Origin of the sequence: Cellulosimicrobium cellulans, assembly GCF_016921195.1 — a bacterium.
Classification (GTDB): Bacteria; Actinomycetota; Actinomycetes; order Actinomycetales; family Cellulomonadaceae; genus Cellulosimicrobium; species Cellulosimicrobium cellulans_F.
The window spans coordinates 477486-491317 of record NZ_JAFGYF010000002.1 but is presented as its reverse complement, the minus strand read 5'-3'; the positions used below and the strand labels follow the sequence as shown (position 1 = coordinate 491317).

Annotated in this window: 13 protein-coding genes and 1 riboswitch; of the genes, 5 read left to right on the top strand and 8 right to left on the bottom strand. The window is 75.9% G+C overall.

The genetic code is table 11. From position 1 onward, the window contains the following. Positions 1–5: 5 nt before the first annotated feature. The 4 genes from ligD to JN535_RS07200 form a co-directional block, all read right to left on the bottom strand. Positions 6–1082 carry a non-homologous end-joining DNA ligase gene (gene ligD, locus JN535_RS07215; RefSeq protein ID WP_205204291.1) on the bottom strand — a complete coding sequence of 359 codons (1077 nt, stop codon included), beginning with the start codon at positions 1080–1082 and terminating at the stop codon, positions 6–8. 10 nt (positions 1083–1092) lie between these two features. After that, positions 1093–1716 (bottom strand): hypothetical protein, encoded by a 624-nt coding sequence (locus JN535_RS07210; protein ID WP_205204289.1) that lies wholly within the window; start codon positions 1714–1716, stop codon positions 1093–1095. A gap of 106 nt (positions 1717–1822) precedes the next feature. Beyond that, positions 1823–3598 (bottom strand): DUF349 domain-containing protein, encoded by a 1776-nt coding sequence (locus JN535_RS07205; RefSeq protein WP_307868352.1) that lies wholly within the window; start codon positions 3596–3598, stop codon positions 1823–1825. Beyond that, complete coding sequence (locus JN535_RS07200; RefSeq protein ID WP_205204287.1) at positions 3595–4353, bottom strand: peptidylprolyl isomerase; 759 nt, start codon at positions 4351–4353, stop codon at positions 3595–3597. The genes JN535_RS07205 and JN535_RS07200 overlap by 4 nt, the downstream gene beginning before the upstream one ends. A gap of 210 nt (positions 4354–4563) precedes the next feature. Between JN535_RS07200 and JN535_RS07195 the strand changes: the two genes are divergently transcribed. The 3 genes from JN535_RS07195 to JN535_RS07185 all read left to right on the top strand — a co-directional run bounded on the left by JN535_RS07195 (position 4564) and on the right by JN535_RS07185 (position 7522). Further along, on the top strand, positions 4564–5349 hold the full coding sequence (locus tag JN535_RS07195; RefSeq protein WP_307868351.1) for an MBL fold metallo-hydrolase: 786 nt from the start codon (positions 4564–4566) through the stop codon (positions 5347–5349). Positions 5350–5423: 74 nt separating this feature from the next. Beyond that, the gene (gene hisS / locus JN535_RS07190; RefSeq protein WP_205204285.1) at positions 5424–6812 is read left to right on the top strand and encodes a histidine--tRNA ligase; all 1389 of its coding nucleotides are present in this window, start codon (positions 5424–5426) and stop codon (positions 6810–6812) included. A 41-nt stretch (positions 6813–6853) separates the two neighbouring features. Then, positions 6854–7522 carry a M23 family metallopeptidase gene (locus JN535_RS07185; protein WP_205204283.1) on the top strand — a complete coding sequence of 223 codons (669 nt, stop codon included), beginning with the start codon at positions 6854–6856 and terminating at the stop codon, positions 7520–7522. 59 nt (positions 7523–7581) lie between these two features. Here the strand turns inward: JN535_RS07185 and JN535_RS07180 are convergent, their stop codons facing one another. The 3 genes from JN535_RS07180 to JN535_RS07170 are packed head-to-tail and all read right to left on the bottom strand — an operon-like array spanning position 7582 to position 10908. Beyond that, the gene (locus tag JN535_RS07180) at positions 7582–8370 is read right to left on the bottom strand and encodes an energy-coupling factor transporter transmembrane component T family protein (RefSeq protein ID WP_205204281.1); all 789 of its coding nucleotides are present in this window, start codon (positions 8368–8370) and stop codon (positions 7582–7584) included. Further along, on the bottom strand, positions 8367–10208 hold the full coding sequence (locus JN535_RS21205; RefSeq protein WP_205204279.1) for an ABC transporter ATP-binding protein: 1842 nt from the start codon (positions 10206–10208) through the stop codon (positions 8367–8369). Before JN535_RS21205 ends, JN535_RS07180 begins: the two co-directional genes overlap by 4 nt. Continuing rightward, positions 10201–10908: an ECF transporter S component gene (locus tag JN535_RS07170; RefSeq protein WP_205204270.1), complete on the bottom strand. Its 708-nt coding sequence runs from the start codon at positions 10906–10908 to the stop codon at positions 10201–10203. Before JN535_RS07170 ends, JN535_RS21205 begins: the two co-directional genes overlap by 8 nt. A 109-nt stretch (positions 10909–11017) precedes the next feature. Then, a riboswitch (TPP riboswitch) is annotated at positions 11018–11137 on the bottom strand. Positions 11138–11225: 88 nt separating this feature from the next. Between JN535_RS07170 and JN535_RS07165 the strand changes: the two genes are divergently transcribed. Together JN535_RS07165 and JN535_RS07160 are read left to right on the top strand one after the other, a co-directional pair. Next, positions 11226–11666, top strand: a complete 441-nt coding sequence (locus tag JN535_RS07165; protein ID WP_205204268.1) for a hypothetical protein — start codon at positions 11226–11228, stop codon at positions 11664–11666. Positions 11667–11797: 131 nt separating this feature from the next. Further along, a complete protein-coding gene (locus tag JN535_RS07160) occupies positions 11798–13459 on the top strand; it encodes an Rv2578c family radical SAM protein (protein WP_205204266.1) in 1662 nt (553 codons plus the stop codon). Between the two features lie 58 nt (positions 13460–13517). On the opposite strand, the gene JN535_RS07155 is transcribed toward JN535_RS07160, so the two are convergent. Then, a complete protein-coding gene (locus JN535_RS07155; protein WP_205204264.1) occupies positions 13518–13832 on the bottom strand; it encodes a hypothetical protein in 315 nt (104 codons plus the stop codon).

Sequence of the window (13832 nt, the reverse complement as noted above, 5' to 3'; positions counted from 1 at the left end):
GGACGTTAGGCGCGGGGCCGGTCACGGTCCTTGCTCGGCTGCACGCGCTTGGGCTCGCCCGGCATCTTCGGGTACTCCGGGGGGTACGGCAGGTCACCGAGCCCGTGCTCGGCCTCGTCGCGCCGGGACAGCTCCAGGGCGGGCTCGAGCGACGCGCCCGGATCGTCCCGGTCGGCGCGCAGCGGTGCGAAGAGGTCCCCCACCTCGGCGAAGCGCGCGGGCATCGACAGCACGTCGAAGTCGTCCGGGTGGACGTCACCGAGCTCCTCCCAGCGCAGGGGAGCGGACACCGTCGCGCGCTGGTTGGAGCGGATCGAGTACGCCGAGGCGATGGTGCGGTCGCGCGCCATCTGGTTGTAGTCGACGAAGATCTTGGCGCCGCGCTCCTCCTTCCACCACCTGGTGGTGACCTGCTCGGGGAGACGGCGCTCGAGCTCGCGACCGATCGCGATCGTCGCGCGGCGCGCGGCGACGAAGTCCCACTCGGGCGCGATCGGCACGAAGACGTGGATGCCGCGCCCGCCCGACGTCTTCGGGTACCCGGGGAGGCCCAGCTCGTCGAGCACCTCGCGCAGGTGCGGCGCGACGCGCACGGCGTCGTCGAAGTCGGTCCCGGGCTGGGGGTCGAGGTCGATGCGGAGCTGGTCCACGGCCTCGACGTCCTCGCCCCGGACGGGCCACGGGTGGAACGTCAGCGTCCCGAGGTTCGCAGCCCACGCGACGACGGCGAGCTCGGTCGGGCACACCTCGTCGGCGGTCCGCCCGCTCGGGAACGCGATGCGCGCGGTGCGCACGTAGTCGGGCGCGCCCTTGGGGATGCGCTTCTGGTAGAACGCGTCGCCGGTGTTGTCGGTGCGGGTGCTCATCCGAGCCCCCTCGAAGACGCCCTTGGGCCAGCGTTCCAGGGTGGTCGGGCGGTCGACCAGGGCGCCGAGGATCCCGTCCCCGACGCTGAGGAAGTACTGCACGACGTCGAGCTTGGTCACCCCGCGCGCGGGGAAGACGACGCGGTCCGGGCTCGTGACGCGCACGGTCCGGCCCTGGACGTCGAGCTCCACGGGAGGTGTCGTGGCTGCGGCCATGCCGACCAACCTAGACCGGGTCCTCCTCCTCGGCGAGCAGGAGCGCCAGGGTGCGTCGCGCCCGGGGCCGATCGGCCCACCGGTGGCGCAGCTCGAGCGACCGGGCGGCGAGCCGGGGCTCGAGCCCGCACACGTCACGCAGTCGGCGGAGGGTCCGCAGTGCCTCGTCGGGCGCGCACCGTGTCGCGACGTCGAGGGCGGTCCGCACGACCGACGTCACCAGCACCCCCGCGACCAGGGTCCGGTCGTCGCGCAGCACGTGCGACTGGCGCGGCGCCCGGCCTGCGAGCGGTGCCGGACGGTGCCGACCGGGCGGGTACACGACGTCGAGCGCGCGCGGCGCCGGCGAGCCGCACAGCACCCAGGCCGCAGCGCTCCCGGCGAGGACCGTCCCCTCCGGGACCAGGTCGCGGACGGCGAGCGCTCGGAGGGTCGGCGGCGTGTCAGGAACGAGCGCGGGCGCGGCGACGTCGCCCCAGAGGCGGCGGAGCGCCCCCGACCGCAGGAGGTCCTGGAAGGCGGCGTGCCCACCCACGTCCGCCGGCACGACGAGAAGTCCCACGTCCGTGCCGCGAGGTGCGAGCAGCCGCGTCAAGGCCGCGGCGGGCGAGGCGGTGCGAGGGCTGGTCAGCATGTGCACACCGTGCACCACCGGCCCGGACACGCGGAAGGGGCCGGCGCTCGCCTGTGGACGAGCGCCGGCCCCTCCGAGCCCGAGCAGGTGCTCGACGGCGGCGGCGTCAGCCGCGCGAGTCCTCCGCGGCACGGACGACCTGCTCCAGCCAGGCGCGACGCGCGGTGAGCGCCGTCTCGGCCTCCTTGACGGCGCGCTCGTCGCCACGGCTCTGCGCGGCCGCGAGGTCCGCCTCGAGGGCTTCGATCGCGGCCTCGAGCTGCGCCGCGGCACCCTCGGCGCGCGCCCGCGTCTCGGGGTTGGTCCGCGTCCACTGCGCCTGCTCGGCGTCGCGGACGGCGTTCTCGACGGCGCGCAGGCGGCCCTCGACGCGCTGCAGGTCGCCGCGTGGGACCCGGCCGGCCTCCTCCCAGCGCTCCTGGAGGTCGCGCAGCGCGGCCTTCGCGGCGCCGAGGTCCTTGACCGGGACGAGCTTCTCCGCCTCGGCGAGCAGTGCCTCCTTGACCTCGAGGTTCGCGGCGTACTCCGCGTCGGTCGCCGAGTTCACGGCGTCACGGGCCTGGAAGAACGTGTCCTGCGCGGCGCGGAACCGGGCCCACAGCGCGTCGTCGTCCTTGCGGCTCGCGCGGCCGGCCGCCTTCCACCGCGCCATGAGGTCGCGGTAAGCACCCGCCGTCGGACCCCAGTCGGTGCTCGACGAGAGCGCCTCCGCCTCGGCGACGAGCTTCTCCTTGGCGGCCTTGGCGGCAGCGTTGCGCTGCTCGAGCTCGGCGAAGTAGTGGCGGCGCTCGCGGTCGAACGCGGTCCGCGCGTGGCTGAACCGCTTCCACAGCGCCTCCTCGCTCGCGCGGTCGATGCGCGGGCCGGAGCGCTGCGCCTCCTTCCAGCGGTCGAGCAGGGCACGCAGCTCCTCGCCGGCGGGTCGCCACTGCATGCGGCTGGGGTCGGTCGCGGCGATCCTCTCCGCCGCCTCGATGATCTCGGTACGGGCCGCGAGCGCGGCCGCCTTGGCGGCCGTGCGCTCCGCCTCGAGCTGGCTGCGGCGCTCGGCCGCGACGCCGCGCAGCGACTCGACCTTCGCGCGCAGGCCGTCGAGGTCGCCCACCGCGGACGGCTCGGCGGTCTCCTCGGTGAGCCGGGCGATCGTCTGGTCGATCTCCTTGACCGACAGGTCGGTGCTCGTCAGGCGCGCCTCGAAGAGCGCGACCTTCGCCTGGAGGTCGAGGTAGCGCCGCACGTACAACGCGAGCGCCTCGTCGGCGTCGACACCGGGGAACTGACCCACGGGGCGCTCGCCCGCGCCCTCGCGGACGTAGACCGTGCCGTCCTCGTCGACGCGGCCGAACTCGGCGGCGGCCTTCGCGGCCGCCGAGTCGTCGGCGAGCGCCGGGACAGCGGGCACCTCGGGCGCGACCGCCGGCGCGGCCGGGCCGCCGGCCGCGGGAGCGACGGGCTTGCGCGGGGGGTGCGGGAGGGCGGACGGCTTGGGCCGGGGGCCGGGGCGCGGCCCGGCGGGCTTCGGCGTCGCCGGCTCCTCGGTGGTGGCACGCTCCTCGGCGGGAGCGGCGTTCTCGGCGCTCTGCGCCGCAGCCGGGTCCGACGGCGCGGCTGCGGCGGCCGCGCCGCCCGTCTCGACCCCGTCGCTGCCGGTCTCGACCGGCGCGGCCGCCTCGGGGTTCGCCACGGTGTCCTGTGCCTCCGTCGGCGCGGCCTCCGCGGTCTCGGCCTCGGCAGCGGCGGTCTCGACCGCCTCCGTGCTCACGTTCGCATCGGTCGGGGCGTCCGTCGGCTCCACGTCTGTCGCGTCGACCCGTCCGGTCTCGCTCGCCTCCGCGGGCTCCGGTGTCGGCGCGCTCGCCTGGTCCTGGGCGGGATCGCTCACTGGGTCTCAACTCCTTCGATGGTGACCGGGGTGGCGGGGGACCCGTCGCCGGATCCGTCCTGCGTCCCCGCGTCAGCGACTGCCTGGACGACGTCCAGGCCGGACGTGATGGTGCCGAACACCGTGTAACCACCCGCCACGTCGGACGGGATGGTCGAGTCCTCGTAGACGAGGAAGAACTGGGAGCCCATCGACTCGCCGTCGCCGCCCTGACGGGCCATGGCCACGGTCCCGGCCGGGTACACGTCGTCGGTCGGGGCGTTCTCGATGGGGCCGAACTTGTATCCGGGGTCGCCTGTCCCCGTGCCGGTGGGGTCGCCGCACTGGAGCACGTAGATGCCCGACGTGGTGAGGCGGTGGCACGACGTGCCGTCGAAGTACCCGGACTCGGCGAGGGAGACGAAGCTCGCGACGGCCTGCGGGGCAGCGGCGCCGTCGAGCGTGAGCGTGAGGTCTCCCGCGCTCGTGGTGAGCGTCGTGGTCCAGTCGCGTCCCTCGGCCGCGGACGCCGGAGGCAGCGTGTGCTCGCCGGAGGCCGACGGCGTCGTCGCCTGGCCGTCCCCGCCCGCGTCGGTCCCCGGCGTCTGGGCGGCGGACAGCGCCCACCACACGGCGACGCCGATCACCACGAGCGCCGCGACGACGCCGACGATCGACCAGGTCCGCTGACGCTTCGCGCGGAGCTGGGCGACGTGACGTTCCCACTTCTCCTCACGACGGCGCGCCTGCTCGCGCTCGCGACTCTTCGTCGACACCCCAGCTCCTTCGTCCGGCGCCGTCGTGGCGCGCACGGTCGACCCCGGTGCGGCCGCGGTCGGTACGGGACAGTCTAGGCACCGAGCGCCCTGGTGGAGGGTGGATTTGGCGCCCGCAGGTCACGGTCCGGTATCGACCGGCGGGCCGCGTCCCCGATCGGTGCCGCGGTACCACGACCTGGCCGGGCCCCGCGGACTACCCTCCTGTGCGTGGTCCGACCTTCCGGCACGACGCCGCCGCCCCTGCACGACGACGCGCCGAGCGTGCCCGCCGCGACGCTCCGCGTCGTCGTCGCGCCCGTCTTCGGGACCAACTGCAGCGTCGTGAGCGCCGCGAACGGGGAGTGCGTCGTGGTCGACGCGGGCGCGGGCGTGGCCGATGCCGTGGTCGCGCACGTCGCGTCGGCCGGCCTCGTGCCGCGGGCCGTGCTCGCGACCCACGGGCACGTGGACCACACCTGGGACGCGGCGGCGCTCGCAGACCGGTTCGACGTCCCCGTGGTCCTGCACGCCGCCGACGCGTACCGGCTCGTCGACCCGTTCGGCAGTCTCGAGCACGCCTCGCCCGCCGGCGACCGGGGCGAGCGCCCGCTCGTCTCCGGTCCGCTCGGCGCGGCCCTCGCCACGGCGGGGGCGCGGCCGGAGGACTACCGCGAGCCGACGCGCGTGGAGACGTTCGACCTCGCCGCGGGCGAGGAGCGGACGTTGCGCTGGGGCGACCTCGTGCTGCGTGCGGTCGGGGCCCCGGGGCACACCGAGGGCTCGACCCTCTACCTCGTGGGAGAGCCCGGGGCAGGGGTCGTGCTGAGCGGCGACGTGCTCTTCGCCGGGTCGGTCGGCCGCACGGACCTGCCGGGCGGGGACGGCGCGACGATGGCCCGCACGCTGCGCGGCGTCGTCGCGCGTCTCGACCCCGCCTGGGACGTGCTGCCCGGCCACGGCCCGGCGACGACGGTCGCGCGCGAGCTCACGACCAACCCGTTCCTCGCGGCCTGACACGCTTCCGTCGCCCGCGTCCGTCCGGCGGGACGATGCGGACCTGCGTGCCGCGGTCTGGGAAGATCTCCTCCATGGCCAGGCCCACACCCCTCTCCGGTTTCCCCGAATGGCTCCCCGACGGTCGGATCGTCGAGCAGCACGTCCTCGACACCCTGCGCCGGGTGTTCGAGCTCCACGGGTTCGGCGGGATCGAGACGCGCGCCGTCGAGCCTCTGGACCAGCTCCTGCGCAAGGGCGAGACCTCCAAGGAGGTGTACGTCCTGCGCCGTCTCCAGGAGCAGGCCGGCGAGGCGGAGGGCGCGAGCACGGGTGACAAGCAGCTCGGCCTGCACTTCGACCTCACGGTCCCCTTCGCGCGCTACGTGCTCGAGAACGCCGGGCACCTCGCCTTCCCGTTCAAGCGCTACCAGATCCAGAAGGTCTGGCGCGGCGAGCGCCCCCAGGACGGCCGGTTCCGGGAGTTCACCCAGGCGGACATCGACGTCGTGGGCGCGGGCGAGCTGCCCTACCACTACGAGGTCGAGCTGCCGCTCGTCATGGCGGAGGCGCTCGGCGCGCTGCGCGACATCGGCGTGCCCGAGGTCCGCGTCCTGGTCAACAACCGCCGCGTCGCCGAGGGCTTCTACCGCGGCCTCGGGATCGACGCCGTGGACGAGGTCCTGCGCCAGATCGACAAGCTCGACAAGGTCGGCCCCGAGAAGGTGGCGGCACTCCTCGTCGCGGAGGCGGGCACCACGACGGAGCAGGCCGAGGCCTGCCTGGCTCTCGCCGCGATCAGCGGGAGCGACACAGGCGTCGTCGACCGCGTGCGGGCGCTCGCAGCCCGGCACGGTGTCGAGAGCGACCTGCTCGAGACCGGGCTCGGCGAGCTCGGCGCACTGATCGAGGCCGCGAGCGCGCGCGCCCCGGGCGTCGTCGTCGCCGACCTCAAGATCGCGCGCGGCCTCGACTACTACACGGGCTCCGTCTACGAGACGGTGCTCGTGGGCCACGAGCAGCTCGGGTCGATCTGCTCGGGTGGCCGCTACGACACGCTCGCGTCCGACGGCGCGAACACGTACCCGGGCGTCGGCCTGTCGATCGGCGTGTCCCGCCTGGTCTCGCGACTGCTCTCCGCGGGTCTGGTCCGGGCGACGCGCTCGGTGCCGAGCGCCGTCGTCGTCGCGGTCACGAGCGAGGAGACGCGCGGCGCGTCCGACGCGGTCGCGACCGCCCTGCGGGCACGAGGCGTCCCGGTCGAGGTCGCGCCGGCGGCCGCCAAGTTCGGCAAGCAGATCCGCTACGCCGACCGGCGCGGTATCCCCTTCGTCTGGTTCCCCGGACGCGTGGAGGAGGACGGGACGCGCGGGCCCGACCAGGTCAAGGACATCCGCTCGGGCGAGCAGGTGGACGCCGACCCCGCGACGTGGGAGCCGCCCGCCGAGGACCGCTACCCGCGCGTGGTGCCGGCGGCCGGCTGACCGAACCGCAACCGCGCCCGCCGGACGCGAGGGGAGGCGACGTGGCCCGACCGGTCGAGCTCGCCCTGCCGTTCACCGGCACCTGGCTGGTGCAGAACAGCCCCGCACGCCGCGTGCCGAGCCACGGCACGCACCTGTTCGCCACGACGTACGCGATCGACTTCGTCGCGGTCCGCGGCCGCCGCACCGCGGACGTGCGCGACTGGCGCACCGCGCTCGGTACGGAACCGCCGGAGCGGTTCCTCGCGTTCGGCCTGCCCGTCCTCGCCCCCGCCGCAGGCAGCGTCGTCGCGGTGCACGACGGCGAGCCCGACCACGAGGCGCGGCGCTCGCCGTCCGCGCTGCTCGGGTACGCGCTGACGCAGGCGTCCCGGGCTCGTGCCGGCGGCGCGGCGCTCGCGGGCAACCACGCGGTGATCGCGCTCGACGCGCCGGGCGTCTTCGTGGTGCTCGCCCACCTGCGGCGGGGGTCGGTCGCGGTGCGTGCCGGCGAGCGGGTGACACCCGGCGACGTGGTGGGCCGGTGCGGGAACTCGGGCAACTCGACGCAGCCGCACGTGCACGTCCAGGTCATGGACGGCCCCGACGCGTCCGTCGCCCGCGGCGTGCCGCTGACGTTCCGCGCCTACCGCGAGCACGGGCGCGACGGCGGCGTCCGTGCGGTCGCGCTCGGGATCCCGGGCGAGGGGACGGTCGTCGAGCCCGCGTGAGGCCGCCCCGCCCGGTCTGTCGGTCGGGTCCGCCCGAGAGCGCCGACGGCGGTGTCGTGTCAGGCGGTGAGCGCGCCGATCCCGGTCACCCACCCCCCGAGGACGCCCGCCGTGACCACGGCGCCGGCGACCGCCAGGACGGCACCCGCCGCGACGACGTCGGGCACGCCGAGCGGGACGGGCCGCGAGCACGTCCGGGGGCCGGAGCCCAGGCCGCGCGACTCGAGCGCGACCGTCAGTCGCTCGGACCGGCGCACCGCCCCGACGAGGAGCGCGAAGGCAGCCGCGCCGAGCGACCTGGGCGACCGGGGGAGCCGGCCGGGGCGACGCCGGGGATCGCGGACCGCCTGCGCGCAGCGGATCGTGTGCCACGCGTCGGGAAGCTCGACGAGCAGCCGGTGCGCGGCGAGCACCGCGAACGTCCAGGTCGCGGGCAGGTGCGCGTGCTGGTGCAGGCTCGTCATGAGGCGCACGGGGTCGGTCGTGAGGACGAGCACGAGCGACAGCGCCCCGACGAACAGGGTGCGCAGCGCGAGCGCGGCGCCGATCGTCAGCCCGTCCGCGCCGACGGTGAGCGGCCCCAGCACGACGGCGTCGCCGCCCGGCCGGGTGGCGACGTTGACGACGAGGAGGCTCGACGCGAAGACCACGAACGGGACGTGGGCCAGCGCGAGCGCGCGGACCGGCACACGGCCGAGCGCGAGCAGGGCCACGACCGTCAGCATCCAGGCCGTCGCGGGGGTGACCGGGTCGGTGACGAGCAGCGCGCCCGTGGACAGGAGGAGCACGGTGGCGAGCTTCACCGTCGGGTTCCAGCGCTCGAGGACGGACGGGGAGCGTGCGGTCACGGGGCCACCTCCGCGGGGGTGAGAGTCCTGGCCTCCGGGACGTCGGCCCCTCCGGGGTTCGCGACGGCGTCGCGCGCTGCGTCGCACGCGGTGTCGAGCGCGCGCACGAGCGCGCCCGGGTCGACGCCGCGCGCGCGGCCGGTCCGCGCCCACCAGGAGAGCAGCGGGGGGCGGCGTAGGCCCGCGAGCGCGCACAGCGCGTCGTCGGCGAGCACCGTGGACGGCTCGGCGACCGTGGTGAGCGCGCCGTCGACGACCACGGCGACGCGGTCGGCGATCGCCGCGACGAGCGAGAGGTCGTGCGAGACGACGACCACGGCACCGCCCGCGTCGGCGCGGCCCCGCAGCACACGGGCGGCTGCGTGGGCCTGGGCACGGTCCAGGCCGGACGTCGGTTCGTCGGCGAGGAGGACGGGCGGGTCGAGCACGGTCGCCGTCGCGAGGGACAGGCGCCGCTGCTCGCCGCCCGAGAGCCGGTACGGGTTCGCGTCGGCGAGGTGCACGAGCCCGAACATGTCGAGCGTCCGCTCGACGCGTGCCTCCAGGTCCGCGACGCGGGCCCGTCGCGCCGACCACGCGACCTCCTCGCGCACGGTGCGCGCGACGAGCTGGTGCTCGGGGTCCTGGAACACCATCGCGACCGGTTCACGGGTCGAGGTCGTGAGGTCCCCCGTGGTGCGTTCGAGCCCGGCCAGGCCGCGCAGGAGCGTCGACTTGCCGCCCCCGTTGGGCCCGACGACGGCGAGCACCTCGCCCGCGTGGACGTCGAGGTCGACGTCGCGCACGACGGGGTGCTCGTCCCGGCGGGCGCGTCCCGCGCCAGGGCCGCCCCGGTGGACGGCCAGCCCGCGCGCCTGGAGCGCTGCCGGGCGCTCCGAGCCCGTCGGGGACGCGGTCGAGCGCCGGTCCGAGGTCTTCGAGGGTGCGGGCGACGTCCGCGCGAGATCGATCAGCCACTCGTCGGTCGCCGAGGAGCCGAGCGGCCCCGGGGCGCCCGCCTGCTCCAGGCGGACAGCGAGCGGCAGCCAGCACCCCAGGTCGGCGAGCTCGCGCGCGTGCTCGCGCAGGACGCGGTGGGTGGGGCCGTGCGCGACGACCCGGCCCTCGCGGCCGAGCACCAGGGTGGCGCCGGGCAGCGCCCCCAGGTCGTCCAGGCGGTGCTCGACGAGCACGACGGAGCGGTGGGGGGGCCTGGCGGGCAACTCCTCGCCGTCGGACCCGGGTGTCCGGGCGAGGCCGGCGACGAGCGTCCCGACCTCGTGGGCGGCGGCGGGGTCCAGGAGCGCGGTGGGCTCGTCGAGGACGACGAGCTCGGGGTCGGCGACGAGCACGGCGGCGACCGCGACGCGCTGTGCCTCGCCGCCGGAGAGCGCATGGGTCGCACGGTCGTGCAGGTGCGCGGCGCCGACGGCGGCGAGCGCGGCGGTCGCGCGGTCGTCCATGGTGCGCGGGTCGGCACCGCGGTTCTCGAGCGCGAACCGCAGCTCCTCGTCCACGCGCGCCAGGCACAGCTGGTCGCCGGGCCGCTGCTGGACCAGGCCCACGCGGGCGGCGAGCACGGGCGGCGGCACGTCGCGCGGGTCGAGCCCCGCCACGCGCAGCCCACCCGCGACGGTGCCCGGGAGCGTGTGCGGGACGACGCCACCGAGCGCGCGCAGGAGGGTCGACTTCCCGCAGCCGGACGGGCCGAGGACGAGGAGGCTGGCCCCGGCCGGGACGGTGACGTCGACGTCGTCGAGCACCCGGGTGCCGCGGTGCCCGAGGTGCACGGTCACGCCGGCGACCGTGACGGCGTCGAGAGCGAGCGCATCGGGCACGTGCGCGGTTTCCTCAGCCACGGCGGGCCGTGCCGATCGCGAAGGCGTCGAGGGCGCCCGTGCGGGCGAGCGCGTCGCCGAGGAGGCGGGCCGCGAGGCCGCACAGCACGACGCACGACACGACCTGGATCCCGAGCCGGAGCATCGCGTAGTCCTGGCCGAGCCAGCCGAAGCGCACGGCGTTGAAGGCGTACGTGACGAGCGCGGCGCTCGCTCCCGACGCGACGAACACCCACCAGCCGAACCGGCGGTAGCGCGTGAGCGCGAACGGCAGCTCGGCGCCGAGGCCCTGGACCAGGCCCACGACGAGCAGGAGCGGCCCGGCGGGGGAGGCGAGGAAGACGACCTCGACGAGCGCGGCGAGCGTCTCGGCCAGGATGCCGACACCCGGCTTGCGCACGATGTACGTGGCCAGCGGTCCGACGACGATCCACGCTCCCGCGAGGACGTTCGCGGCGAGGTCCGCGAGCGGGCCCATCGCGAGCTGCAAGGGCGCCCAGAGCTGCACGAACGCCCAGTACACGAACCCGAAGACGACACCGAGCACGGCGATCAGCACCGTCTCGTGCAGGGTCGGGCCCCGGCGGCGCGCGGCGCGCGCGGGTTTCGCCGGGAGCGCGTGGCCGGCGGTCTCGGCGACCGGGTCGTCGGTCGTCCCGACGGCCGCCCCGGGGGCGGTGCCCGGGGTCGTGTGCTGCGGGGTGGTGCGGGGCTCGGCCATGCGGTTCCCTCCGTCAGGCCCCCGGGGCGAGGGGTGCACGACGGCGCGCCACCGCCTCGGCCCGCACGCACGGCCGGGCGCGGGGCGCGCGGGCACGAGCGCGCAGGGGACGGTGACGTCGGCCCTGCTCCCTTCGCTGGTACGAACCAGATCAGGTTCCACGGGTCTGCAGGAGGGACGGGTGTCCGGCCTGCACTCTCAGCGCTCGTGCGCTCCCCGGGGGCGTTCGCCCCCGACCCTAGGGCCTCGGTGCGCTCTCGACAATCCTGGTGTCTCAGCCCGCGGGACGGTGTGGCGTGGCGTGAGAACGTGGCGGCATGACGAGGGGCAACGACCCGGCCGCGGTCGCGGAGCTGGACCGTCTCGACGAGGCGGTCCGGGCCGCGCCCGCCGGAGACACGACGGCGCAGATCGCGCTGTGGCGGCAGACGACGCGGCTCAAGACCTGGTTCTTCATCGCGCGGGGACCCGAGGACCGGCCCCGTCCCTACGCCGTGGGCGCGACGCAGGGGCCGATGGTCTGCCTCTACAGCAGCGCCGACCGGGCACGGGAGGCCGCGGTCGCGCTGGGCGTCGCCGCCGACGGCGTCGCGGTCCCGCTGCTCGGGGTGCCGCTACCGGACGCGATCGACTACGTCGCCTCGTTCGGCGCGGCCGGCGTCGTGGGCGTGACGCTCGACCACCCGCGGATCGGTCACCACGTCCCGCTCGCGAACCTGGGCCTGCTCAGGGCGTGGGCTGAGGAGGACGCGCCGTGACGACGCTGTGACGGCATGACGCGGGTAGCGGGCCGGTCGGTGGGCCCCTGCGAGGGGCGGTCGACCTCGCGAGGGAGCGCACACGTCCGAGCGGCCTTGACACGCATTCGAACACCTGTTCGAATGCTCTCGTGCGGTGGGACGGACAGGCGATCGGCGCGGACGACGGAGCGCTCCCCGGGCTGGAGCGCGTCGGCCTGGTGCGCAGCGTGCGCACGCCCGAGTTCGCCGGGATCACCTTCCACGAGGTGACCGCCAAGAGCGCGCTGTCCAAGGTGCCGGCGATGTCGCGCATGCCGTTCCGCTGGACGGTCAACCCGTACCGGGGGTGCAGCCACGCGTGCTCCTACTGCCTCGCCCCGTCGACCCCCGTGCTCCTGGCCGACGGCAGCCAGCGCCCGATCGGCGAGCTGCGCGTCGGCGACGAGATCGTGGGGACCGCGCCGCACGGCGCGTACCGGCGGTACGTGCGCACGCGCGTCCTCGACCGGTGGACGACGCGCAAGCGCGCCTACCGCGTGACCCTCGCCGACGGCACGCGCCTCGTCGCGAGCGGCGACCACCGGTTCCTCACGGAGCGCGGCTGGCGCCACGTCGTCGGCGGCGCCGGGCACCGCGCCCACCTCGCGCTCGGCGACGTGCTCGTCGGCCCGGGGGCCGCGGCGCTCGCGGACGAGGGGCTCGCGCTCGAGGGTCGCGACGTCACCGGCGGCGACGCGCTGCGCGTCGACTCGCTCGAGGCCCTCGACGGGCCGGGGGAGGTGACCGAGCTCGTCGACATCACGACCGGCACGCGCGACTTCGTGGCGGCGGGGGTGGTGAGCCACAACTGCTTCGCGCGGCCCACGCACGAGTACCTCGACCTGGACGCGGGCGACGACTTCGACCGCGAGGTCGTGGTCAAGGTCAACGTCGACGAGGTGCTGCGCGCCGAGGTCGGCCGGCGGACATGGGGCCGCGAGGCGGTCGCGCTCGGGACCAACACCGACCCCTACCAGCGGGCCGAGGGCCGCTACCGGCTCATGCCCGGCATCATCGACGCGCTCGCCGGGTCCGGCACACCGCTGTCCGTTCTCACCAAGGGGACCCTCCTGCGCCGCGACCTGCCGCTGCTCGCCGACGCCGCATCGCGCGTCGAGGTCGGGATCGGTGTCTCGCTCGCGCTGCTGGACCCGGCGCTCCAGGCGAGCGTCGAGCCCGGCACCCCGTCGCCCCGTGCACGGCTCGACCTCGTCCGGGCCGTCCGCGAGGCCGGACTGCCGTGCGGCGTCATGGTCGCTCCCGTGCTGCCCTGGCTGACCGACTCGACCCGAGCGCTCACCGACCTCCTCGACGCGGTGAAGGACGCCGGTGCGACAGGCGTCACCGTCCTGCCCCTGCACCTCAAGCCCGGCACGCGCGAGTGGTACATGGGCTGGCTCGCCCGCGAGCACCCGCAGCTCGTGCCCGGGTACGAGCGCGTCTACGCGCGCGGCACGTATGCCTCGAAGGCCTACCGGTCGTGGCTGTGGGACCGCGTGCGCCCGATGCTCCAGGCGCGCGGCTTCGCGGTCTCCGGGCACCGCGGGCCCGCGGGCGTCGAGGGCCGCTACCGCCGGGGCGAGCTCGGCGGTCTCGGCGACCGGCACGGGGACGCAGGGCCGCCGACGGACGGCGTCTACCCGGCCGGGAGCCTCGCCGGGCCGTCGTCGGAGCCTCGCCGGCACGGCCACGACGGTGCCCTCGCGGGCATGCCGGTCGACGGCGGGGGCCTCGATGTCGTCGGCGGGGGAGTGGAGCAGGTCCTGTTCTGACCAGGTGCCGACGGGCGGGCGACGCCGCGGCACGGCGCCGGCGCGTCCGGCGGGCGAGTCAGGAGGACGCGTCGCGATCCGGCACGGCACCGACCCGGACGATGTCCGTCCGCGCCACGGCCCGGTCGCGGACGTCGGCCAGCGCCACGCGCGCGGGGTCCGCTAGGTACGCGGCGAGCGCGTCGTCGTCGGGCATCTCGATGACCTGGACCTCGGTCGGCAGCGACGCGTCCTGACCGGGCAGCGCGCGCACGCGCGACAGCACGCGGCCGCCGTGCACGGGTACGAGCGCGAGGACGTCGTCCTCGTACCGGCTCAGCAGGTCGGCGCTGCCCTCGGTGGGCCACAGCAGGACGCAGAGCGTGATCGGCAT